This is a genomic window from Xanthomonas theicola, assembly GCF_014236795.1.
Taxonomy (GTDB): domain Bacteria; phylum Pseudomonadota; class Gammaproteobacteria; order Xanthomonadales; family Xanthomonadaceae; genus Xanthomonas_A; species Xanthomonas_A theicola.
On the sequence record NZ_CP049017.1, the window covers coordinates 2,220,375 to 2,243,622 of the forward strand.

Annotated in this window: 14 protein-coding genes and 1 pseudogene; 5 read left to right on the forward strand and 10 right to left on the reverse strand. The window is 68.6% G+C overall.

All coding sequences use genetic code 11. The annotated features are described in order from the left end of the window. Positions 1-9: 9 nt before the first annotated feature. The 7 genes from G4Q83_RS10280 to G4Q83_RS10310 all read right to left on the reverse strand — a co-directional run bounded on the left by G4Q83_RS10280 (position 10) and on the right by G4Q83_RS10310 (position 9,055). On the reverse strand, positions 10-864 hold the full coding sequence (locus G4Q83_RS10280; RefSeq protein ID WP_128421005.1) for an ABC transporter permease subunit: 855 nt from the start codon (positions 862-864) through the stop codon (positions 10-12). Further along, entirely contained in the window at positions 861-1,823 is a 963-nt protein-coding gene (locus G4Q83_RS10285; RefSeq protein WP_128421006.1) for an ABC transporter permease subunit, read from the reverse strand. The genes G4Q83_RS10280 and G4Q83_RS10285 overlap by 4 nt, the downstream gene beginning before the upstream one ends. Next, positions 1,820-2,944, reverse strand: a complete 1,125-nt coding sequence (locus G4Q83_RS10290) for an ABC transporter ATP-binding protein (RefSeq protein ID WP_185817425.1) — start codon at positions 2,942-2,944, stop codon at positions 1,820-1,822. Before G4Q83_RS10290 ends, G4Q83_RS10285 begins: the two co-directional genes overlap by 4 nt. Before the next feature lie 151 nt (positions 2,945-3,095). Then, positions 3,096-4,580, reverse strand: coding sequence for an efflux transporter outer membrane subunit (locus tag G4Q83_RS10295; protein WP_128421008.1), 1,485 nt, complete (start codon positions 4,578-4,580; stop codon positions 3,096-3,098). Between the two features lie 7 nt (positions 4,581-4,587). Then, on the reverse strand, positions 4,588-6,171 hold the full coding sequence (locus tag G4Q83_RS10300; protein WP_128421009.1) for a DHA2 family efflux MFS transporter permease subunit: 1,584 nt from the start codon (positions 6,169-6,171) through the stop codon (positions 4,588-4,590). Next, on the reverse strand, positions 6,168-7,370 hold the full coding sequence (locus G4Q83_RS10305) for an HlyD family secretion protein (RefSeq protein ID WP_128421010.1): 1,203 nt from the start codon (positions 7,368-7,370) through the stop codon (positions 6,168-6,170). The genes G4Q83_RS10300 and G4Q83_RS10305 overlap by 4 nt, the downstream gene beginning before the upstream one ends. Positions 7,371-7,930: 560 nt before the next feature. Next, positions 7,931-9,055 carry a polyamine ABC transporter substrate-binding protein gene (locus G4Q83_RS10310; protein ID WP_128421011.1) on the reverse strand — a complete coding sequence of 375 codons (1,125 nt, stop codon included), beginning with the start codon at positions 9,053-9,055 and terminating at the stop codon, positions 7,931-7,933. 129 nt (positions 9,056-9,184) lie between these two features. Between G4Q83_RS10310 and G4Q83_RS10315 the strand changes: the two genes are divergently transcribed. Continuing rightward, positions 9,185-9,948 (forward strand): IS5 family transposase gene (locus G4Q83_RS10315; RefSeq protein WP_246432165.1). Its coding sequence is split into 2 segments (ribosomal slippage): positions 9,185-9,500 and positions 9,500-9,948, totalling 765 coding nucleotides; the frame shifts between segments, so codons are not numbered across the junction. Between the two features lie 21 nt (positions 9,949-9,969). Here G4Q83_RS10315 and G4Q83_RS10320 read toward each other — a convergent pair. Next, a complete protein-coding gene (locus G4Q83_RS10320) occupies positions 9,970-11,334 on the reverse strand; it encodes an aspartate aminotransferase family protein (RefSeq protein WP_128419796.1) in 1,365 nt (454 codons plus the stop codon). A 39-nt stretch (positions 11,335-11,373) separates the two neighbouring features. Between G4Q83_RS10320 and G4Q83_RS10325 the strand changes: the two genes are divergently transcribed. Further along, complete coding sequence (locus G4Q83_RS10325) at positions 11,374-11,547, forward strand: hypothetical protein (protein WP_158254994.1); 174 nt, start codon at positions 11,374-11,376, stop codon at positions 11,545-11,547. A 119-nt stretch (positions 11,548-11,666) separates the two neighbouring features. Here G4Q83_RS10325 and G4Q83_RS10330 read toward each other — a convergent pair whose 3' ends face one another. Further along, positions 11,667-16,772: an NAD-glutamate dehydrogenase gene (locus G4Q83_RS10330; RefSeq protein ID WP_128419795.1), complete on the reverse strand. Its 5,106-nt coding sequence runs from the start codon at positions 16,770-16,772 to the stop codon at positions 11,667-11,669. Positions 16,773-17,120: 348 nt separating this feature from the next. On the opposite strand from G4Q83_RS10330, the pseudogene G4Q83_RS10335 reads away from it, so the two are divergent. From G4Q83_RS10335 to G4Q83_RS10345, 3 genes and pseudogenes are all read left to right on the forward strand, one after another. After that, positions 17,121-17,399, forward strand: a pseudogene (locus tag G4Q83_RS10335) (TetR/AcrR family transcriptional regulator C-terminal domain-containing protein); the annotation flags it as partial. Then, the gene (locus G4Q83_RS10340) at positions 17,396-18,685 is read left to right on the forward strand and encodes an efflux RND transporter periplasmic adaptor subunit (RefSeq protein WP_128419793.1); all 1,290 of its coding nucleotides are present in this window, start codon (positions 17,396-17,398) and stop codon (positions 18,683-18,685) included. The pseudogene G4Q83_RS10335 and the gene G4Q83_RS10340, both read left to right, overlap by 4 nt. Positions 18,686-18,697: 12 nt before the next feature. Beyond that, positions 18,698-21,871, forward strand: a complete 3,174-nt coding sequence (locus G4Q83_RS10345; RefSeq protein ID WP_128419792.1) for a multidrug efflux RND transporter permease subunit — start codon at positions 18,698-18,700, stop codon at positions 21,869-21,871. 147 nt (positions 21,872-22,018) lie between these two features. Here the strand turns inward: G4Q83_RS10345 and G4Q83_RS10350 are convergent, their stop codons facing one another. Then, positions 22,019-23,200 (reverse strand): acyl-CoA dehydrogenase family protein, encoded by a 1,182-nt coding sequence (locus G4Q83_RS10350; protein ID WP_185817394.1) that lies wholly within the window; start codon positions 23,198-23,200, stop codon positions 22,019-22,021. Positions 23,201-23,248 lie beyond the last annotated feature (48 nt).

Genomic DNA, 23,248 nt, shown 5'->3' on the forward strand with positions numbered 1-23,248 from the left:
GAAGAGCCGTCAGCCACCCTGCTGCAGCGCCAACTGGATATCGCGCTGGCGCCGCTTCTCGCTGCGCGCCATCAGCCACCAGCCGACGAAGGCGGCGATCGACACCGCCAGCACCATCAGCGTGGCCAGCGCGTTGATCTTCGGCTTCAAGCCCATCCGCACCGAGGAGAACACGGTCATCGGCAGCGTGGTCGAATCGGGCCCGGCCACGAAGTTGGCGATCACCACGTCGTCCAGCGACAGGGTGAAGGCCAGCAGCCAGCCGGACACCAGCGCCGGGACGATGATCGGCAAGGTGATCAGGAAGAACACCTTGAGCCGGTTCGCGCCCAGGTCCATCGCCGCCTCCTCCAGCGAGCGGTCCAGCTCCTGCAGGCGCGAGGACACCACCACGGTGACGAAGGACAGGGTGAAGGTGACGTGCGCGGCCCAGATCGCGGCGACGCCCTTGGGCGGGATGCCGATCAGCCCGCCCATCGACACCAGCATCATCATGATCGACAGGCCGATGATCACCTCCGGCATCACCAGCGGCGCGGTCACCAGCGCGCCGAACAGGTTCTTGCTGGGGAAGCGGCGCAAGCGGGTCATCACCAGCGCGGCCAGCGTGCCGATCACCATCGACGCGGTGGCGGTCCAGAACGCCACCTTCAGGCTGATCCAGGCCGCCTGCAGGATCTGCCGGTCGCGCAGCAGTTCGCCGTACCACTTGGTCGAGAACCCGGCCCACACCGTGGCCAGCTTCGACGCATTGAACGAATACACCATCAGCAGCAGGATCGGCAGGTACAGGAAGGCGAAGCCGCCGCCCAGCACCGTCCAGCGCAGCACCCGCCCGCCGCGCAGCGCGCCCGCGCCGCTCACGCCCGGCCGCCTTCCAGCTGGCGCTGTTGGTAGCGGTTGAAGAACAGGATCGGCAGCATCAGCAGCGCCAGCATCGCGATCGCCACCGCCGAGGCCGCCGGCCAGTCGCGGTTGTTGAAGAACTCGCCCCACAGCACCCGGCCGATCATCAGCGTGTCCGGCCCGCCGAGCATTTCCGGGATCACGAACTCGCCCACCGCCGGGATCATCACCAGCATGCAGCCGGCGACGATGCCCGGGCGCGACATCGGCAAGGTGATGGTCGCGAACGCCTTCCACGGCCGCGCGCCGAGGTCGTAGGCGGCCTCGAGCAGGCGGTGGTCCTTGACCAGGGTCGCGTACAGCGGCAGCACCATGAACGGCAGGTAGCAGTAGACGATGCCGATGTAGGCGGCGATGGGCGTGTACAGGATGCGCAGCGGCTGCTCGATCAGGCCCAGCGCCAGCAGCGCGCGGTTGAGCACGCCGTTGCTGTCGAGGATGCCGATCCAGGCGTAGACGCGGATCAGGAACGAGGTCCACGACGGCAGCACCACCAGCATCATCGCGATGTTGCGCGCCGACGGCGACAGCCGCGCGATCACGTAGGCCATCGGATAGCCGATCAGCAGGGTCAGCAGGGTGGAGATCCCGGCGATCTTGATCGAACCCCAGTAGGCCTCGATGTACTGGTTGTCGCGCACCAGCGCCAGGTAGTTCTGCAGGGTGAACGTCAGCGTCAGCACGCCGTCCCGGTAGTTCACCAGCGCGCTGTACGGCGGGCTGCTGATCGCCTGCTCGGCGAAGGAGATGCGCAGCACGATCAGGAACGGGATCGCGAAGAACAGCAGCAGCCACAGGTACGGCGCGGCGATCACCGCCCAGCGCGCGCCGGGCAGGCGCCGCAGGCGCTGCAGCAGCGTGCGCCGCGGCGGCAGCGCCTGCGCGGCGGGCACGCTGGCAGCGTTGGGCGCGCTCATGCGGTCAGCACCACGCCGTCGTTCTCGCCCCACCACACCCACACCGCGTCGCCCCAGGTCAGGTTGTCGCTGGCCCAGCGCTGCTGGTTGGCGAAGTTGGCCATCAGCTTGAAGCCGCTGGGCAGGCGCACGTGGTAGACCGAATGGCTGCCGAAGTAGGCGATGTCCTCGATCGTGCCCTGCGCCTTGTTGTGCGCCTGCGCCGGCGCGTCCTTGCCGATGCCGAGCTTCTCCGGGCGCAACGCGAACGACACCGGCTGCCCGGTGATGCCGGTGATGCCGTGGCCGACGTAGATGCTGTCGGCGAAGGCGCCGGCGCGCAGGGTCACGTAGTCCGGCAGATCCTCGTCGATGACCGCATCGATCAGGTTGACCGAGCCGATGAACTCGGCGGCGAAACGGTTGGCCGGCTGCTCGTAGATCTCGTCCGGGGTGCCGACCTGCTGGATCCGGCCGCCATCCATCAGCGCGATGCGGGTGGCCATGGTCATCGCCTCCTCCTGGTCGTGGGTGACCATCACGCAGGTCACCCCCGAGGTCTCGATGATGTTGACCAGCTCCAGCTGCATCTGCGAACGCAGCTTCTTGTCCAGCGCGCCCATCGGCTCGTCCAGCAACAACAGCTTCGGCCCCTTGGCCAGCGAACGCGCCAGCGCCACGCGCTGCTGCTGGCCGCCGGAGAGCTGGTGCGGCTTGCGCTTGCCGAGCCTGCCCAGTTGCACCAGCGCCAGCATCTCGCCCACGCGCGTGGCGATGGCCGCGCGCGACAGGCCGTCCTGCTTCAGCCCGAAGGCGATGTTCTGCTCCACCGACATGTGCGGGAACAGCGCGTAGGACTGGAACATCATGTTGAGCGGGCGCTCGTACGGCGGCAGGCCGTCCAGCGGCTGGCCGTCGAGCACGATGCGGCCGCGGCTGGATTGCTCGAACCCGCCCAGGCAGCGCAGCAGCGTGGACTTGCCGCTGCCCGAGCCGCCGAGCAGCGCGAAGATCTCGCCCTTGCGGATGTCCAGGTCGACGTCGTCGAGTGCGACGAAACCGTCGAACTCCTTGCGCAGGCCGGCGATGGACAAGTAGCCGCTGCCCTTGGCCGGCGCCGCGGCCGCGGCCGCGATCGCCATCGGCGGAAGATCGGGTCTGGCTTCGCTCAACGCCATCTGGTGCTCCCCGTGGAAGACGCCGTCGCGCAGGTTCGCCGATGCTGACGGGACGTGCGCGGCCGACCCCAGTGTAGCCGCGGCCGCCGGATCGGCGATACCGCGGCGCGGGCGTTCATCGCGGCGGCGTTTGCGGCGGCGCCCAGCCCAGGCCCAGGCTCTTCTGCAGCGCCACGTAACGCAGCAGCACCTGGGTCCGCGCCTGCACCGCGCTGTCCTGCGCCGAGGCCTGCTGGCGCTGCACGTCCAGCGCATCGATCAGCGACGCCGCGCCGGCCGCGTAGCGCTGCTGCAGCAACGCCACGGACCGGTCCGCCGAGGTTTCGGCCTTGGCCGCGGCCAGCGCCTGCTGGCGGGCCGCGCCGAACCGCGCCAGCGCGTTGTTGGCGTCCTGCAGCGCCGCCAGCACGGTGCCTTCGTAGGCGGCCAGGCGCGTCTGGTTGCCGGCGCGGGCCTGCGCGACCTTGGCCCGGGTCGCGCCGAAATCGAAGATCGACCAGCGCAGGAACGGCGCCACCACGCTGTTGATCGCATCGCGGCCGAGGGCGCCCGGCGAGGTCGCGGCCATGCCGATGTTGCCGAGCAAGGCGACCTGCGGGAAATACGCGCTCAGCGCCTGCCCGATCTGCGCCGACGAGGACGCCAGCTGGCGCTCGGCGCGGCGCACGTCGGGGCGGCGGCGGATCAGCGCCCCCGCATCGTCCACCGGCACCACCGCCGGCAGCGTCGGCAGCGGCCGGTCCGCGGCCAGCGCGGCGTCGAGCGCGCCCGGCTCGCGGCCGATCATCAGCGCCAGCTGGTCCAGCGCCTCCTTCGCCTGCGCCTGCAGGTCCGGCAACACCGCCTCCTGCTGCTGCAGCTGCGCCTGGGCGCGCTCCACCTGCAGGTCGGCATCGGCGCCGCGCTCGCGGCGCTGCCGGGTCAATTGCAGGGTCTGCCGCGCCGCCTCCAGGTTGCGCTGGGCGATGACGATGCGCGCGCGGGTAGCGCGATAGCCCAGGTAGGCCTGACCCACTTCGGCGGCGAGCTGGACCTGAGTATCGGCCAGTTCAGCCTCGTCGGCCTGCGCATCGGCCAGCGCGCCTTCGCTGGCGCGGCGGCGGCGGCCGAAGAAATCCAGCTCCCAGCTGGCATCGAAGCCGACGCTGTACAGCTGCGCATGCGGGTCGATGGACAACGGCTGGCCGCTGCCGGCGGCGACGCTGCCCAGGCCGTCGACCAGCGCATCCGGCGCCCTGGCGTTGAGATAGGCGGCATTGGCGCCGACGCTGGGCAGCTGCTCGGCATGGCGCTGCTGCACCAGCGCGCGCGAGGCGCGCAGCCTGGCCTGTGCCGCGCGCAGGTTCGGGCTGTTCTGCAGCGCCTGTTCGACCAACGTGTTCAACTGCGGGTCCTGCAACGCCTCCCACCAGCGCTGCGGCGGCGCGGCCGGCACCACCCCGGCCGCCGCGGCGACCGCGTCGGCGCGATGCAGCTGCGGCTGCGCCTGCGCCGCCTCGGCCACCGGCGGCGGCTTCACGTAGTTCGGGCCGAGCACGCAGGCCGACAGCAGCAGCGGCAGCGCGACGGGGACGAGCACACGGGAAAAGCGCTGGGCCATGGAATCCTCAATGCATCGCGAGCGGAGCGCCGCCCTTGGGCAGCGGTTTGAGCAGGAACGCCAACGGGATCGTGCACACCACGATCATCCCGAAGACCCAGAACAAGTCGTTGTAGGTCATCACCAGCGCCTGCTGCTGCACCATCCGCGCCAGCTGCGCCACCGACTGCAGCGCCGCGCCGGCGCCGGTCGCCGACTGCAGTTGCGCGGCCAGGCCGTGCAGGTAGTCTTGCGCCAGCGCCGAATTGGCGCTGGTGCCGCTGCCGATCATCTGCGTGTGGAACACCATGCGCCGCTCCTGGAAGGTGGAGATCAGCGCCAGCCCGATCGAGCCGCCCATGTTGCGCGCGGCGTTGAACAGCCCGGACGCGTCGCCGGCCAGATCCGGCGGCACCGAGGAGATCGCCGCCTGGTTCAGCGACATCATCGCCAGCGCCAGGCCACAGCCCTGCAGCAACTGGCCGATGACGAAATGCATGCCGACCGAATCGGCGCTGAGGTCCATGTTGACGAAGCAGGCGACGGCGAAACAGCTGAGCCCGACGATCACCAGGATGCGCACGTCCACGCTCGCCAGCAGCTTCGGCATCAGCGGCATCAGCAGCACCGTCGGCACGCCGGCCAGCAGCACCACGTAGCCGGACTGCTCGGTGTTGTAGCCGGCGATGGTGGCCAGGAACTGCGGGATCATGTACATGACCCCGAACAGGATCATGCCCACCGCCATCACCATCACGAACACCGCGCCGAAACTGCGCCGCAGCAGGATCGACAGGCGGATCACCGGTTGCCGGCTGACGAACTGCGAGGCGACCAGGGCGACGAAGCCCAGCGCCGAGAGCAGGCTCAGCAGCACGATCTCCGAGGACTCGAACCAGCGCTCGCGCTGTCCTTCCTCCAGCACCACGGTCAGCGCGCCGAGCCCGGCGGCCAGGCCGAAGATGCCGAGCCAGTCGGCGTCGAGCAGCCCGCGCAGGTTCATCCGCTCGTGCGGCAGGCCGAGCAGCAGCAGCGCCACCAGCCCGGCGCAGATCGGCACGTTGATGAAGAACGCGTAGTGCCAGCTGACGTTCTCGGTGAGCCAGCCGCCGAGCAGCGGCCCGATCACCGGCCCCAGGATCACGGTCATGCCGAACAGCGCGGTGCCCATGGTCTGCTGCGCCGGCGGCAGCCGCGTGGCGACGATGGTCAGCGCGGTGGGAATCAGCGCGCCGCCGGCGAAACCCTGGCCGACGCGGCCGAGGATCATCATGGGCAGGCTGTTGGACAGCCCGCACACCACCGAAAAGAAGGTGAACAGCAGCGCGCAGATCAGCAGGAAATTGCGCAGCCCCAGGGTGCGCACGAACCAACCGGTCAGCGGGATCATCACGATCTCGGCCACCAGGTAGGCGGTGGATATCCAGGTGCCCTCGGTGCCGCTGGCGCCGACCTCGCCCTGGATCGTCGGCAAGGCCGCGTTGACGATGGAGATGTCCAGCGTCGCCATGAACGAGCCGATGGTGCCGGCGGCGACCGCCAGCCACGCGCCGGCGTCGGCCTTGCGCTGTGCGCCGGCGCCCGCCGCCGGGGCAGCGGCGGCCTCGCTCACGGCCGGCCCTCGCCCTGCTTGCTTTCCTGCTGCACGCGGTCCTTGAGGTCCTTGGCCGCGCGCGTGTCCACCGTGACCGTCACCGACATGCCCGGCACCAGCACCTTGCGCGCCTCCGCGCCGGCCTGCAGGCGGATCCGCACCGGCACCCGCTGCACCACCTTGGTGAAGTTGCCGGTGGCGTTCTCCGGCGGCAGCAGCGCGAACTGCGAGCCGGTGCCCGGCGCGATGCTCTCGACCACGCCGTCCAGCTCGACACCCGACAGCGCATCGACCTCGATCCGCGCCGGCTGCCCGGGCCGCATCAGCCCGACCTGGGTTTCCTTGAAGTTGGCGCTCAGGTACAGCGCATCCACCGGCACCACGCTCATCAGCCGCGTGCCGGCGGCGACGAACTGGCCGACCTGCACGGTCTTGTCGCCGATGCGGCCGCCGATGCGCGCGGTCAGCCGCGTGTCCTCCATCGCCACCGCGGCCTGGTCGGCGTCGGCCTGCGCCTGCTGCAGCCCGGCAAGGGCCTGGTCCAGCTGCGCGCTGGCGCCCTGCACCTGGCTTTCGGCGGCCACGACCTGGGCCTTGGCCGCGTCGGACTGGGCCTGCGCGCGGTCGCGGTCGTGGACGATGCTCTCGTAGTGCTCGTGGGTGTCGGCGCCGGACGCGGCCAGCGGCGCGAAGCGCTTGGCCTCGCCCTGGGCGAAGCGCAGGCTGGCCGCGGCCGCGGTGACCTGGGTGCGCGCCTGCAGCAGCGTGGCGCGCTGCGCCTGCAGCCCGGCCTCGGCGGCGGCGATGTCGGCCTGGCGCACGGCGACCACCGCCTGCGCCTGCTGCTGGGTGGCGCGGTAGGTGCGCTCGTCGATCTGCAGCAGCGGCTGCCCGGCCTTGACCGTCTGGTTGTCGCCGACGTACACCGCGGTCACGTAGCCGTTGACCCGCGGCGCCACCGCCACCGAATCGGCCTGCAGATAGGCGTTGTTGGTTTCCTGCAGGTAGCGGCCGGTGGTCAGGTAATGGATCAGCCACGCCGCCAGGGCGATCAGCACGACCAGGCCGATCAGCAGCAACGTCCATTTCACCTTGGGATTCTTCAGCGGCGACGGCTTGTCGGCTTGCTTGCCGTCGTCCTGGGCCGGCGCGGCCCGCGCATCGTCCGAAGTCGCCTGCCGTTGCGTCTGCGCGGGATCTGGGTCGTGGATGCTCAAGTCGCAGGTTCCTGGGGGGTGGAGGACCATCGTCGCCTGTGCGCCTGACGGTGCAGGGACAGGAACGCGCTGCCTGGCGCGCATTCACCAGACGGAAGCGTACGGCGACTCTATAAGTATTTGTACTGGCGGGTCCAGATTATGCGAGCGCGGCGTGCCGGAACGTTCAGGCGCCTGCGCGGCGGCGCGTCGCAGGCGGCGCCCCTCTCTTCCGCCTTCACGGCGGCCGCCGACGGCGTGCGCCACGGCGCATCAGGCGCCGCGTGCGGTCCAAGCCTCCCGCGCCGCCGTATCCTTCCCCCCTCTCTCCGCGGGCAGAGGAAATCAGCTGCTGCACGCCGCTCAGCGCCCGCTCTTCAGTACGGCCCACAACCGCGTGTACTGGCGGTCCACCTGCGGCGGCATCACCGCCAGCGCGCACAACCTGACTTGCACCTGCCGACGCCGGGCCAGGCGCGCGCGCCGGTGGTCCTCCCCCTTGGCGACCGCGCGCGGCGCGGTCGTACTGCGTGCAGGCGCCGCGCCGCCGCGCCGCACAATGGACCACGGACGCGACCGGCTCAGCGGCCGGTCTTGATCTCCGTCCACAGGCGGGTGTACAGCTTGTCCACCTCGGGCGGGTTGATCGAATAGGTGAACATCTTCGCCGCCACCTCCGGCGGTGGATAGAGGGTCGGATCGTTGCGGATCGCCGCATCCACCAGCGGCGTGGCCTTCGGCACCGGATTGGCGTAGTGGATGAAGTTGGAATTGGCCGCGGCCACGTCCGGGGTCAACAGGTAGTTGATGAACGTGTAGGCGTTCTCCGGATGCTTGGCGTCCTTCGGGATCGCCAGCATGTCGAACCACTGCGGCGCGCCCTCCTTGGGGATCGAATAAGCCACTTTTACGCCGTTCTTGGCCTCCTCGGCGCGGTCGCGCGCCTGGATGATGTCGCCGGACCAGCCCACCGCCAGGCAGGTGCTGCCGTTGGCCAGCGAGGTCACGTACTGCGAGGAGTGGAAGTTCTGCACGTACGGGCGGATGCTCTTGATCAGCGCCGCAGCCTTCTCGATCTTGGCGCTGTCGGTGGTGTGCGGATCTTCGCCCTGGTAGTGCAGCGCGATCGGGATCAGGTCCGATGGCGTGTCGAGGATGGTGACGCCGCAGTCCTTGAGCTTGGCGATGTTCTCCGGCTTGAACACCAGGTCCCAGCTGTTGGCGATGTCGGTGCTGCCGAACGCGGCCTTGACCTTGTCCACGTTGTAGCCGATGCCGGTGGTGCCGACCATGTACGGCACGCCGTACTTGTTGCCCGGATCCTGCTGCGCGATGCGCTGCATGATCTCCGGATCCAGGTTGGCCAGGTTCGGGATCTTGCGCTTGTCCAGCGGCAGGAACACGCCGGCCTGGATCTGCCGGCCGAAGAAGTTCAGCGTCGGCACCACCACGTCGTAGCCGCTGCCGCCGGCCAGCAACTTGGTCTCGACCATCTCGTCGCTGTCGAACACGTCGTAGGTGACCTTGACCCCGCTGGCCTTCTCGAACGCGGGCACGGTGTTCTCGGCGATGTAGTCCGAATAGTTGTAGACGTTGAGGACCTGGTCCTCGCCCGCCGCGGGCTTGCCGCCCTCGCCGCCGCCGGAGCCGCCACAGGAGGCGAGCAACACCGCGGAAAGGGAAAGGGGGAGCAGTCGCAGCTTCATTGCAGGTCTCCGCAGGTCCATGGGGAAGATCGGAAGATACACGCCGCGGCATCGCGCGGCCGACTCGAGACGACCCATTCAGACTATGGCCTGTTAACACTAATGGCCCGAGCGTTTAAACTATCGGGCATGGAGATCACGCCAGCACAATTTTCCCTAATCGAACACTGCCTGCCGGCACAGCGCGGCAATGTCAGCATGACCAACCTGCAAGTGGTCAACGCCATCCTTTACGTTGCCGAGCATGGCTGCAAATGGCGCGGCCTGCCCAAGCGCTTTGGCAACTGGCACACGGTGTACACACGCATGAACCGCTGGGCCAAGGCGGGTGTGCTGGACCGGATGTTGGCCCAATTGCAGAAGTCCCAGATCGTGCGCATCAAAATCGAAGCAATCTCGCTGGACTCCACCAGCATCAAGGTGCATCCCGATGGCACGGGCGCATTAAAAAAAACGGTCCGCAGGCCGTCGGCAAGTCCCGCGGTGGATGGAACACCAAGATTCATATGGTTGCCGCAGATGCTCGAACAGCCATCACCTTTGGATTGACGCCTGGTAACGTGCATGACGCACCTGCAGGCCGCACGTTGCTTGAACACCTGGGGCCAGTGGAGCGGCCGATTCATTTGTTGATGGACCGTGCCTACGAAGGCAACCAAACCCGCCAGTTGGCGCTCGATCTTGGCTTCGTGCCGGTGGTCCCGCCGAAATCCAATCGGGTCGAGCCTTGGGAATACAACCGGGAGATGTACAAGCGGCGCAACGAAGTGGAGAGACTGTTCCGTCGCCTGAAAGGCTACCGCCGGATTTTCTCGCGCTTCGAGAAGCTGGATGCCATGTTCCTTGGATTCCTCAGCTTCGTCCTGGTCGTTGATGGGCTTCGGATGTGTTAACAGGCCCTAACCAGCGCCGGCCTATTTGCCCAGCGCCTGCGCGGTGTCCTCCAGCGCCCGCCAGGCCTTGTCGAACAGCTCGTCGACCTGGGCGCGGCTGAGGATCAGCGGCGGCGACAGCAGCATCGCATCGTTGGTCGCGCGCAGGATCAGGCCGCGGCGCAGCGCATGGTCGCGGCACAGCGCGCCGACCTTGCCGCGGTCGGGGAAATACTGCCGGCGCGGCTTGTCCGGCACCAGTTCCAGCGCGCCGATCATGCCGACGATCCGCGCCTGCCCGACCAGCCGGTGCTCGCCCAGTTCGGTCCAGCGCTGCGCCAGGTACGGCGCGATCTCGCCGCGCGCGCGTTCGACGATGCCCCCGTCCTGCAGCAGGCGCAGGTTCTCCAGCGCCACCGCCGCGCACACCGGATGCCCCGAATAGGTGCAACCGTGCGCCAGCTCCCCGCCCTGCTCCTTCAGCACCGCGGCCACGCGCTTGCCGAACATGGCCGCGCCGAGCGGGATGTAGCCGGAGGTGACGCCCTTGGCGATGGTCATCACGTCCGGCTGGAAGCCGAAGTGCTGCGCGCCGAACCATTGGCCGGTGCGGCCGAAGCCGCAGATCACCTCGTCGGCGACCAGCAGCACGTCGTAGCGGCGGCAGATGCGCTCGATCTCCGGCCAGTAGCTGCGCGGCGGGATATAGACGCCGATCGCGCCCATGATCGGCTCGCCGATGAACGCGGCCACGCGCTGCGGCCCCAATTCCAGGATCTTGTCCTCGAGCCGGCGCGCGGCCAGCAGGCCGTACTCCTCCGGGTCCAGGTCGCCGCCGTCGCCGAAGCCGTAGGGCGGAGCGATATGGTGGATGTCGGGGATCGGCAGCCCGCCCTGGCGGTGCATGCCCTGCATGCCGCCGAGGCTGGCGCCGGCCATGGTGGTGCCGTGGTAGCCGTCGTGGCGGCCGATGAAGATGGTTTTCTGCGGCTGGTCCTGCACCGCCCAGAAGTGCCGCACCAGGCGCAGGATGGTGTCGTTGGCCTCGGAGCCGGAGTTGGTGAAGAAGGCATGGTCGAGGTCGCCGGGGGTCAGTTCGGCGAGTTTGGCGGCCAGGCGGATGGTGGGTTCGGTGGTGCACTGGAAGAAACTGTTGTAGTACGCCAGCCGTTCCATCTGCCGCGCGGCGGCCTGGCCGAGTTCCTTGCGCCCGTAGCCGACGTTGACGCACCACAGCCCGGCGAAGGCGTCGAGCAGCTGGTTGCCGTCGGCATCCCAGACGTAGGCGCCGTCGCCGCGGGTGAGGATGCGCGTACCTTTCTGGGCCAGTGCGGCGTTGTCGTTGAACGGGTGCAGGTGATGCGCCGCATCCAGGTCCTGCAGTGCCCGCGTCTGTCTCCGATCCATGTCCACTCCATGCGCGTTGCTGTGCCTATCGCTGTCGCTATGGCCGTTGTCATCGCTGCTCTTGCTGTCGCTTTGGCTTTGGCTTTGGCTTTGGCTTTGGCTTTGGCTGTTGCAATTGCTTTTGACTTACCGAAGTCAAGAACAAGAATGGCATGGCTGCATGGCGGCGATCCCTTCGGCCATTGCTGCATTGACCACGCGTATGCCGAATAGCAGCCTGGGAACTTGCTACCCAATATCATCGGCGCCTGTCCCCACCTTTGTTAAGGTCGGGAAGGCAGATAGGCCAGCCGGCCGGGCGGCGCCAAAAATGCGCGCAGCCAACTTTTGGGTCACAAGCCGTGCGCCGCAAGCTGCCCAAGCCGCTGCACCGCCACCGACACCGTCGGGTAGTCCAGCGAATTCTGCACCGACAGTTCCTGGAGCATGTTCAAGGTGAAGCGCAGGCTGCCGTCGTCGCGCTGCAACCACTGCTGCACCTTGGCCTCGGCATTGGCGCCCGGCAGCGCCAGGGCCTGCCCGGCCAACGCGCTGTGGTGCTTGGCCAGCTCGTCGCGCAGCACGCCGCGAGCCACCGCATGCCAGCGGCCGTTGACCTCCAGCGCATCGATCTGCTCGAAGATCCACGGCAGCTGCAAGGCCTCGCCGAGGCGGAAGTGCACCTTCGACACCTCCACCGGCTTGAGCTTGCGGGTGCGCGCCATCTCGATGATGTCGAACGCCGGCTCCAGGAAGCGCAGCTCCGACAGCTGCTGCGCCAGCGCCGCCGGCAGGCCCTTGTCCTGCCATTCCTGCACCAGCGCCTCATACAGCGGGCGCTGCACGTCCGGCAGCACGCCGGAAGCGACGCGGATGTCGTTGAACGGTTCGTGGTAGCGTTCCACCGCCGCGGTGATGCCCGGCATCGGGCCGGGACGGAACAGCAGCCAGCGCACGAACGCGCGCTGCAGTTTCCATATCACTTCCAGCGCATCGATCTGCACCGACTCGGGCACCTGCCCGTCCAGCGCGTCGATCTGCGTCCACAGCGCGCGTGCGTCCAGCGTCTCGCGGCCGATGGTGTACGCCTTGGCGACCTCGCCGATGCTGCGCCCGGTGTCTTCCTGCATACGCATCAGGAAGGTCGCGCCCATGCGGTTGACGGTGGTGTTGGTCACCGCGGTGGCGATGATCTCGCGCTTGAGCCGGTGCCGCTCCATCGCATCGGCGTACTTCTTCTGCAGCGGCTGCGGGAAGTAGCGCTGCAGTTCCTTGGACAGGTACGGGTCTTCGGGGATGTCCGATTCCAGCAACTGCTGGAACGCGACCAGCTTGGCGTAGGACAGCAGCACCGCCAGTTCCGGCCGGGTCAGGCCCTGGCCGCGCGCCTTGCGCGCGGAGATCTCCGCGTCCGAGGGCAGGTATTCGATCTGCCGATCGAGCAGTCCCTGCGCTTCCAGGGTGCGGATGAAGTGCTGCTTGGAGCCCAGGCGCTTGACGCTCATCCGCTCCATCAGGCTCAGCGCCTGGTTCTGGCGGATGTTGTCCCACAGCACCAGTTCGGCGACCTCGTCGGTCATCGACGCCAGCAGCGTGTTGCGTGCAGCCACGGTCAGCTTCTTGGCCTGCACCACGTCGTTGAGCAGGATCTTGATGTTGACCTCGTGGTCGGAGGTGTCCACGCCGGCCGAGTTGTCGATGAAGTCGGTGTTGAGCAGCAGCCCGGCCTGCGCGGCCTCGATGCGGCCGAGCTGGGTCAGGCCCAGGTTGCCGCCTTCGCCGACGATCCTGCAGCGCAGCTCGCCGCCGTTGACGCGCAGGCCGTTGTTGGCGCGGTCGCCGACGTCGCCATGGCTCTCGCTCGCCGCCTTGACGTAGGTGCCGATGCCGCCGTTCCAGAACAGGTCCACCGGCGCCTTGAGGATCGCGTTCATCAGCGCGTTCGGCGAGAGCTGCTTGACCCCCGCCTCCAGGCCCAGCGCCTCGCGCACCGGCGCGCTGATCTCGATCGACTTCAACGTGCGCGGATAGATGCCGCCGCCGGCGCTGATCAGCTTGGCGTCGTAGTCGGCCCAGCTGGAGCGCGGCAGCTTGAACAGGCGCTCGCGCTCGGCGAACGAGGCGGCCGCGTCCGGACTCGGATCCAGGAAGATGTGGCGGTGGTCGAACGCGGCCAGCAGGCGGATGTGCCTGGACAGCAGCATGCCGTTGCCGAACACGTCGCCGGACATGTCGCCGATGCCGACCACGCTGAAGTCCTCGCGCTGGCAGTCGCGGCCCAGCGCGCGGAAGTGGCGCTTGACCGATTCCCAGGCGCCGCGCGCGGTGATGCCCATGCCCTTGTGGTCGTAGCCGACCGAGCCGCCGGAGGCGAACGCGTCGCCGAGCCAGAAGCCGTGGTCGAGCGCCAGCCCGTTGGCGATGTCGGAGAACGTGGCGGTGCCCTTGTCGGCGGCGACCACCAGGTACGGATCGTCCTGGTCGTGGCGCACCACCTGCGGCGGCGCCACGATCCTGCCGCCGACGATGTTGTCGGTGATGTCGAGCAGGCCCTGGATGAACAGCTTGTAGCAGGCGATGCCTTCGGCCAGCACCGCGTCGCGGTCGCCGCCGACCGGCGCGCGCTTGCAGAAGAAGCCGCCCTTGGCGCCGACCGGCACGATCACCGTGTTCTTGACCATCTGCGCCTTGACCAGGCCCAGCACTTCGGTGCGGAAATCCTCGCGCCGGTCGGACCAGCGCAGGCCGCCGCGCGCCACCGCGCCGAAGCGCAGGTGCACGCCTTCCACGCGCGGGCCGTACACGAAGATCTCGCGGTAGGGGCGCGGCTTGGGCAGCTCCGGCACCTTGGCCGAGTCGAGCTTGAAGCCGATGCAGTGGCCCGGCTGGCCGTCCTTGCCGGTCTGGTAGTAGCTGGTGCGCAGGGTCGCCTGGATCACGCCCTTGAAGCTGCGCAGGATGCGGTCCTCGTCGAGGCTGGCGACCTGGTCGAACAGCTTCAGCAGCGCGGCGCCGGCCGCCTCCAGCTGTGCGGCGCGGTCGCCGCGGCGCGCGTCGATCACCGGCTGCAGCGCCTTCAGCGCGCCCTCGTCGCCGGCCGCCAGCAGGGTCAGCTGCGCCGACAAGGCGGCCTGGCCGTCGGCGATCTGCGCCTTGCTCTCGCTGCCGGTGGCCGGATCGAAGCGCGCCTCGAACAGTTCCACCAGCAGCCGCGCCAGCAGCGGATAGCGGCTGCAGGTCTCTTCCACGTAGGCCTGCGAGAACGGCACGCCGGTCTGCAGCAGGTACTTGCAGTAGCCGCGCAGGATCGCCACCTGGCGCCAGCCCAGCCCGGCGCCGACGATCAGGCGGTTGAAGCCGTCGTTCTCGGCATCGCCGCGCCAGATGCGCACGAACGCCTCGCACAGCGGCGCGTCGGCGCGGGCGACGTCGATGCTGCCGGCCAGCGGCTCCACTTCGAAGTCCTGGATGTACAGCAGCGTGCCGTCCACGGTAAGCCGGTACGGGCGCTCGGAGATCACCCGCAGGCCCAGGTTCTCCATCATCGGCAGCACGTCCGACAGCGGCAGGTCGTCGCGCTGGCGGTACAGCTTCAGGCGCAGGCTGTCGGCGCCGTCGCGGCGCAGCGACTGCAGGCTCAGGTGCAAGTCCTCGGGACCGCGCAACGCGGCCAGGCGCTCGACGTCGCGCGCGGCGATCTGCGCGGTCGATTCCTCGAGGTAGCCGGCCGGCAGCGCGCGGCCGTAGCTGGCCGCCAGGCGCAGGCCGTCGCGCTCGCCGCGGCTGGCCACCAGCGCCTCGCGCAGGTCGTCCTGCCAGTTGCGCAGCAGGTGCGCCAGGCGCGATTCCAGTTCGGTGGTGTCCAATTCCAGCGCCTCGCCGGGCTTGGGCCGCACGATCAGGTGCAGTTGCGCCAGCGGCGATTCGCCCAGCACCACGCTGGAGTCGATATATTCGCCGTGCAGCGCCTCCTTCAGCAGCGCCTCGATGCGCAGGCGCACGTCGGTGTTGAAGCGCTCGCGCGGCAGATAGACCAGCGCGGAGATGAAGCGGCCGTATTTGTCGCGGCGCAGGAACAGGCGGCTGCGCACCCGCTCCTGCAGGCCGAGGATGCCCATCGCGGTGCGGTACAGCTCTTCCTCGTTGGACTGGAACAGCTCCTCGCGCGGCAGCGTCTCCAGGATGTGGCGCAGCGCCTTGCCGCTGTGGCTGCTCGGGGTCAGCCCGGACTTGCGCATCACGTAGTCGTGGCGCTCGCGCACCAGCGGGATCTCCCACGGCCGACGGTTGTAGGCGCTGGAGGTGAACAGGCCGAGGAAGCGCTGCTCGGCGACGATGCGGCCCCTGGCGTCGAACTCCAGCACGCCGATGTAGTCCATGTAGCCGCTGCGGTGCACCCGCGAGCGCGCATTGGTCTTGGTCAGGATCAGCGCTTCCTTGATGCCGGACTCGCTGAGGCCGTGCGCGGCCAGCGTGCGCACCGGGCGCGCCGGGGACTTGTCGCGGCCGCGCAGCAGGCCCAGGCCGGTGTCCTCCAGCGGCGCCAGCACGTCTTCGCCGCCGTGCTTCTCCACCCGGTACTCGCGGTAGCCGAAGAAGGTGAAGTGATCGGCCGCGGCCCAGCGCACGAACTCCTGTGCCTCGCGCCGGCCCTTGTCGTCCACCGGCAGGCGCCGCGTGGTCAGGTCGTCGGCCAGGGTCAGCATCTTCTCGCGCATGCCGCTCCAGTCGCGCACGATGTTGCGCACCTCGCCGAGGATGCGCTGGATCGCCGCATCCACGCGCGGCATGTCCTCCGGCGGCTGCCGATCGATCTCCAGCAACATCAGCGACTCCGGCTTGCCTTCGCCGACCGTCTCCAGCGTGCCGCTCTTGTCGCGGCCCATGCGCAGCACCGGATGGCCGAGCACGTGCACGCCGATGCCCAGCTCCGACAGCGCCATGCTCACCGAATCCACCAGGAACGGCATGTCGTCGTTGACGATCTGCAGCACCGTGCGCGAGGACTCCCAGCCGTCCTGCTTCAGGCTCGGATTGAATACCCGCACGTTGACCGTGCCCGGCTTGCGCTTGCGCGCGAACTCCAGCATCGACGCCGCCAGCACCGCCCACTCCTGCGCGCTGTGGTGGGGGAACTCGTCCTCCTCCATGCGCTTGTAGAACGCCTCGACGAACGCCTGCGCCTGGGCCTGCCGCGCGGCCGGGTAGTGCTTGCGCAGCGCCGCGTACACCGGCTCCAGGCTGAAGCCGCCAGCGGCGGCGGCCGGCTCGGCGTCGATCACCCGCGCATTGGCGGCCGTGCGCGCCGCGCCGCGCTTGCCCGCGACCTGCTTGAGCGCAGGGGTCGCGGACGGCCGGCACGAGGCGGGAGCAGCCTTGGCGGCGGGCTTGGACGCGGACTTGCGGGAGGATCCGGCCGAGGACGTGCTGGAACGGGAAGCGCCTTGTTTGGGTTTCATAACGGGAAGCAACAACGATGCTCGTTGGGAAAGCCGGAATTGTACCGGTGGCGCGTTCAACTCCCTTGCTGCATGGCGCAAACCGGGATGGGGAGTGGCACGACGCACCACAACGGGCGACATCGCGCGGGCGCCATCGTCACGACGCCTTCACCATTCCCGGCAGAGCGTCGCCGGCGGCACGTGTGTCGCGATCGGCGCGCTGCTGTCAAGGCTGTTCCAATTCTAAACTGGACGGTATAGTCCACATTCATGAGCACCTCTCCGGCCCCCGCCTGCCTGCGCCAGGCGCGCGATCAGCGCGTGGTGTACGCCGCCGTGCGCGAACTGCTGGCCGAGGACGGCATGGACAGCGCGCAGACGCCGATGCAGCGCCTGGGCGAACGCCTGCAGCTGGCCGTGGCCGCCGGCCGACTGCGCCATGACGATCCGCACTTCATGGGCGAACTGCTGTTGAGCATGATCGTCGGGATGGATTTCGAGCGCCAGCGCTTGCATACCGCCCACCGCAGCGGCGCCGCCGCGCAGCGCGCCTGGGCCGAATTCGCCGTCGTCGGTTTCCTGCGCGCGTTTGCCGCGCGCCCTTCCCTTTCGTTTTCAAAACCAGACCGGAGCACCGCCCGATGACCTCCCCGTTGCGTTCTCTCGCCCTGGCCTGCGCCGTCGTGGTGGCGCTCGCGTCCTGCAAGAAAAAAGAGGAACAGCAGGCCATGCCGCCACCGGAAGTGGGCGTGCTGGACGCCAAGCCGCAGTCGCTGCCGCTGCAGCGCGAACTGGTCGGGCGCCTGTCCGCGTACCGCAGCGCCGACGTGCGCGCACGCGTGGCCGGGGTGCTGGAGAAGCGGCTGTACACCGAGGGCACCGACGTCAAGGAAGGCCAACCGCTGTTCCGGATCGATCCGGCGCCACTGCGCGCCGCGCTGGCCTCGGCGCAGGGCCAGCTAGCCTCGGCCGAAGCGACCTATGCCAACGCCAAGATCGCCGCCGGCCGCGCGCGCAGCCTGGCGCCGCAGGCCTACGTGTCCAAGTCGGACCTGGACACCGCCGAGGCCACCGAGCGCACCTCGGCGGCGGCGATGCAGCAGGCGCGCGCCGCGGTGGAGACCGCGCGCATCAACCTGGGCTACGCCGCCGTCGCCGCGCCGATCGCCGGCCGCGCCGGCAAGCAGCAGGTCACCGAAGGCGCGCTGGTCGGCCAGGGCGACACCACCCTGCTGACCACGATCGACCAGCTCGACCCGCTGTACGTGAACTTCTCGATGAGTTCGGACGAACTGGCGCAGCTGCGCCAGGCGCAGGCACAGGGCAGCGTAGCGCTGAACGCCGAAGGCAAATCGACCGTCCAGGTCAAGCTCGGCGACGGCAGCACCTACGCCCAGTCCGGCACCCTGGACTTCTCCGACACCGCGGTCGACCCGGCCACCGGCTCGGTGACCCTGCGCGCGCTGCTGCCGAACCCGGACCGCGTGCTGCTGCCGGGCGCCTTCGTCAGCTTCGCCGCCAATCTCGGCCAGCGCAACAACGCCTACCTGATTCCGCAGCAGGCGATCCAGCGCGACGCCAAGGGCGCTTATGCGCTGGTGGTCGGCAAGGACGGCAAGGTGGCGCGCAAGGACGTGGCGACGGTCGGCCAGCAGGCGAACCAGTGGATCGTCGGCTCCGGCCTGCAGGCCGGCGACCAGGTCATTGTCAGCGGCCTGCAGAAGGCCAAGGAAGGCGCCCCGGCCAAGGCCACCCCGTGGACGCCGGACGCCCCCGGCCAGGACCCGAACCAGCCCCAGGGCGGCGCCGTAGCGCAGGGCCAGGGCCAGGCCGCCGCGCCGCAGGCCCAGCAGGCCACCGGCCAAGCACAGGCCGCAGCGGACGGCGCCACGCCGGCCGCCGCGGCCGATTCCAAGCCCAAGCAGCAGTAACGGACCCCCGCCATGCCTAAGTTCTTCATCGAACACCCGGTCTTCGCCTGGGTGGTGGCGATCCTGATCTCGCTCAGCGGCGTGATCGCCATCCTCAACCTCGGCGTCGAGTCCTATCCCTCGATCGCGCCGCCGCAGGTCACCGTCACCGCGACCTACCCCGGCGCCAGCGCCAGCACCACCGAGCGCGCGGTCACCCAGGTGATCGAGCAGCAATTGACCGGCATCGACCACCTGCTGTACTTCAGCTCGTCGTCGTCCTCCAGCGGCACCGCGACCATCACCCTGACCTTCGAGACCGGCACCAACGCCGACATCGCGCAGGTGCAGGTGCAGAACAAGGTGTCGCTGGCGACGCCGCGCCTGCCCTCGGAAGTGACCGCGCAGGGCGTGGTGGTGGCCAAGGCCAACGCCGGCTTCCTGGCCGTGCTCGCGCTGCGCTCGGAGAACCCCTCGGTCGACCGCGACGCGCTCAACGACATCGTCGGCTCGCGCGTGCTGGAGCAGATCTCGCGCGTGCCCGGCGTCGGCAGCACCCAGCAGTTCGGCGCCGAATACGCGATGGACATCTGGCTCAACCCGGAGAAGCTGCAGGGCTACCACATGTCCGCGGCGGACGTGTACAACGCCATCGGCGCGCAGAATGTGCAGTTCGCGGCCGGCTCGATCGGTTCGGATCCGGCCCCGACCGGGCAATCGTTCACCGCCACGGTCTCGGCCGAAGGCCGCTTCAGCTCGCCCGAGCAGTTCGAGAACATCATCCTGCGCGCGGACGGCAACGGCACCGTGGTGCGCCTGAAGGACGTGGCGCGGGTGGCGTTCGGTCCGACCAGCTTCGGCTTCGACACCCAATACAACGGCAAGCCCACCGGCGCGTTCGCGATCCAGCTGCTGCCGGGCGCCAACGCGCTCAGCGTGTCCGAGGCGGTCAAGGCCAAGATGGACGAACTCCAGCCCAGCTTCCCGCAGGGCGTGAGCTGGTTCACCCCGTACGAGAGCACCACCTTCGTCAGGATCTCGATCGAGGAAGTGGTCAAGACCCTGGTCGAGGCGATCGTGCTGGTGTTCCTGGTGATGCTGGTGTTCCTGCAGAACTTCCGCGCCACCATCATCCCCACCCTGGTGATCCCGGTGGCGCTGCTGGGCACCTTCCTGGGCATGTGGGTGATCGGCTTCTCCATCAACCAGCTGACCCTGTTCGCGATGGTGCTGGCGATCGGCATCGTGGTCGACGACGCGATCGTGGTGATCGAGAACGTCGAACGCATCATGTCCGAGGAGCACCTGGCGCCGAAGCCGGCCACGCAGAAGGCGATGACCCAGATCACCGGCGCGGTGGTGGCGATCACCGTGGTGCTGGCGGCGGTGTTCATCCCCTCGGCGATGCAGCCCGGCGCGGCCGGCGCGATCTACAAGCAGTTCGCGATCACCATCGCCATGGCGATGGCGTTCTCGGCGTTCCTGGCGCTGAGCTTCACCCCGGCGCTGTGCGCGGCGTTCCTGAAGGCCACCCACAACGACAACCCGAACTGGGTCTACCGCACCTTCAACAAGTACTACGACAGGCTCGCGCACCGCTACGTCGGCGCGGTCGGCGGCACCATCGGCCGCGCGCCGCGCTGGATGGCGGTGTTCGCGTTGCTGGTGGTGCTATGCGGCTTCCTGTTCATGCGCATGCCGGGCAGCTTCCTGCCGGAGGAGGACCAGGGCTTCGCGCTGGCGATCGTGCAGCTGCCGCCGGGCGCCACGGTGGGCCGCACCAACGAGGTGTTCACGCAGATGCGCGGCGTGCTCGAGCAACAGAAGGCCGTGGAAGGCATGCTGCAGGTGGCCGGCTTCAGCTTCCTGGGCCGCGGCGAGAACGTGGGCATGGGCTTCATCCGCCTCAAGCCATGGGCCGATCGCGACATCACCGCCGGGGACCTGATCCAGCAACTGAACGGAATGTTCTACGGCATCAAGGGCGCGCAGATCTTCGTGGTCAACCTGCCCACGGTGCAGGGCCTGGGCCAGTTCGGCGGCTTCGACATGTGGCTGCAGGACCGTACCGGCGCCGGCGAGGAAGCGCTGTTGCAGGCGCGCAACATCCTGCTGGGCAAAGCCGCCGCGCGCCAGGACGCGCTGGCCGGGGTTCGCCCCAACGACCTGGAGAACGCGCCGCAGTTGCAGCTGAGCGTGGACCGCGTGCAGGCGCAATCGATGGGCCTGTCGGTCAGCGACATCTACCAATCGATCCAGATGATGCTGGCGCCGGTGTACGTCAACGACTTCTTCTACGAGGGCCGCATCAAGCGCGTCAACCTGCAGGCCGACGCACCGTACCGTACCGGCCCGGAGTCGCTGCGCAACTTCTACGTGGCCAGCAGCAGCGCCACCGACAGCAACGGCCTGCCGCAGATGATCCCGCTGAGCACGGTGGTGAAGTCGGACTGGGTCTACAGCTCGCCGTCGCTGAGCCGCTACAACGGCTACTCGGCGGTCAACGTGGTCGGCAACCCGGCCGCAGGCGGCAGTTCCGGCCAGGCGATGAGCGCGATGGAGGACATCGTCAACAACGACCTGCCGCCGGGCTTCGGCTTCGACTGGAGCGGCATGTCCTACCAGGAGATCATCGCCGGCAACACCGCCACGCTGCTGCTGGCGCTGTCGATCGTGGTCGTGTTCCTGTGCCTGGCGGCGCTGTACGAGAGCTGGTCGATCCCGGTCTCGGTGCTGCTGGTGGTGCCGATCGGCGTGCTCGGCGCGATCGCCTTCTCGCTGCTGCGCGGCCTGCCCAACGACATCTACTTCAAGATCGGCCTGATCACGGTGATCGGCCTGGCGGCGAAGAACGCGATCCTGATCGTGGAGTTCGCGGTGGAGCAGCGCGCGGCGGGCAAGACCCTGCGCGAGGCCGCCACCGAGGCGGCGCACCTGCGCTTCCGCCCGATCCTGATGACCTCGTTCGCGTTCATCCTCGGCGTGCTGCCAATGGCGATCTCCACCGGCGCCGGCGCCAACGCGCGCCACTCGATCGGCACCGGCGTGATCGGCGGCATGGTGTTCGCCACCGTGCTCGGCGTGCTGTTCATCCCGCTGTTCTTCGTGGTGGTGCGGCGCATGCTCGGCGACAAGCTGGACGAGCCGTCGAAGGAATACGCGGCGCTGCAGCAGGAAGGACAGAACCGGAACCAGCCGGATCGGTGAGGAGTTCGGGACTCGGGACCTGGGACTCGAAAAGCCTAAGAGCTATAAAGCGAAAAAGCGGCCGGGAAGGCCGCTTTTTCGCTTCTCTCAAGTCTAGAACCGCTCGTTGCAGCTCAGCGTTATGACTCAGGTCCCGAGTCCCGCGCCTCAACGCAACCCAGTCTCGTTGCGGGCGATCACCAGACGCTGGATTTCAGACGTGCCCTCGTAGATCTCGGTGATCTTGGCATCGCGGAAGTAGCGCTCCAGCGGCATTTCCTTCGAATAGCCCATGCCGCCGTGGATCTGCACCGCCTGGTGGGTGATCCACATCGCCGCCTCGGAGGCGGTCAGCTTGGCCACCGAGGCTTCGGTGGTGAAGCGCTGGCCCTGCCCCTTGACCCACGCCGCGCGCAGCGTCAGCAGCAGCGACGCGTCGAGCTTGCACTTCATGTCGGCGATCTTGGCCTGGGTCATCTGGAACGCGCCGATCGGCGAATCGAATGCCTTGCGCTCCTTCACGTAGTCCAAGGTGGCCTGGTAGGCGGCGCGGGCGATGCCGATGGATTGCGAGGCGATGCCGATGCGGCCGGCATCGAGCACGCTCATCGCGATCTTGAAGCCCTCGCCCGGCTTGCCCAGGACCTGGTCCGGGGTCGCCACGTAGTCCTGGAACTCGATCTCGCAGGTGGCCGAGGCGCGGATGCCGAGCTTGGGCTCGGTCTTGCCGCGGTGGAAGCCGGGCTTGTCGGTGTCGACGACGAACGCGGTGATGCCGCGCGCGCCCTGCTCCGGATCGGTGACCGCGAACAGCACGATGTACTTGGCGACCGGGCCGGAGGTGATCCAGCTCTTCTTGCCGTTGATCACGAAGCTGCCGTCGTCCTGGCGCACCGCCCGGCAACGCATCGCGGTGGCGTCGGAGCCGGACTGCGGCTCGGTCAGCGCGAACGCGCCGATATGGCTGCCGCCGGCGATCGCGCGCACGTAGGTCTGCTTCTGCGCCTCGTTGCCGTGCTTCAGGATGCCGACGCAGAACAGCGAGTTGTTGACCGAGACGATGGTGGAATGGGCGGCGTCGCCGGCGGCGATCTCGACCATCGCCAGCACGTAGGCGATCGGGTCCATGCCCGCCCCGCCGTATTCCTCCGGCACCTCGATGCCCATCAGCCCGTTCTCGCCGAGCAGGCGGATGTTCTCCAGCGGGAACTCGCCGGTGCGGTCGTGGTGCTCGGCGCTCGGCGCGATCCGTTCCTGGGCGATGCGTCGCGCCACGTCCTGGATCATCAATTGCTCTTCAGTAAAGCTGAAATCCACGTAGAACCCCTCCCGGGCTATCTGGTGCGCCATTGTAGCGGCCCAAACCATACGCAGGCGTGCGCACGACTTGACCGCGGT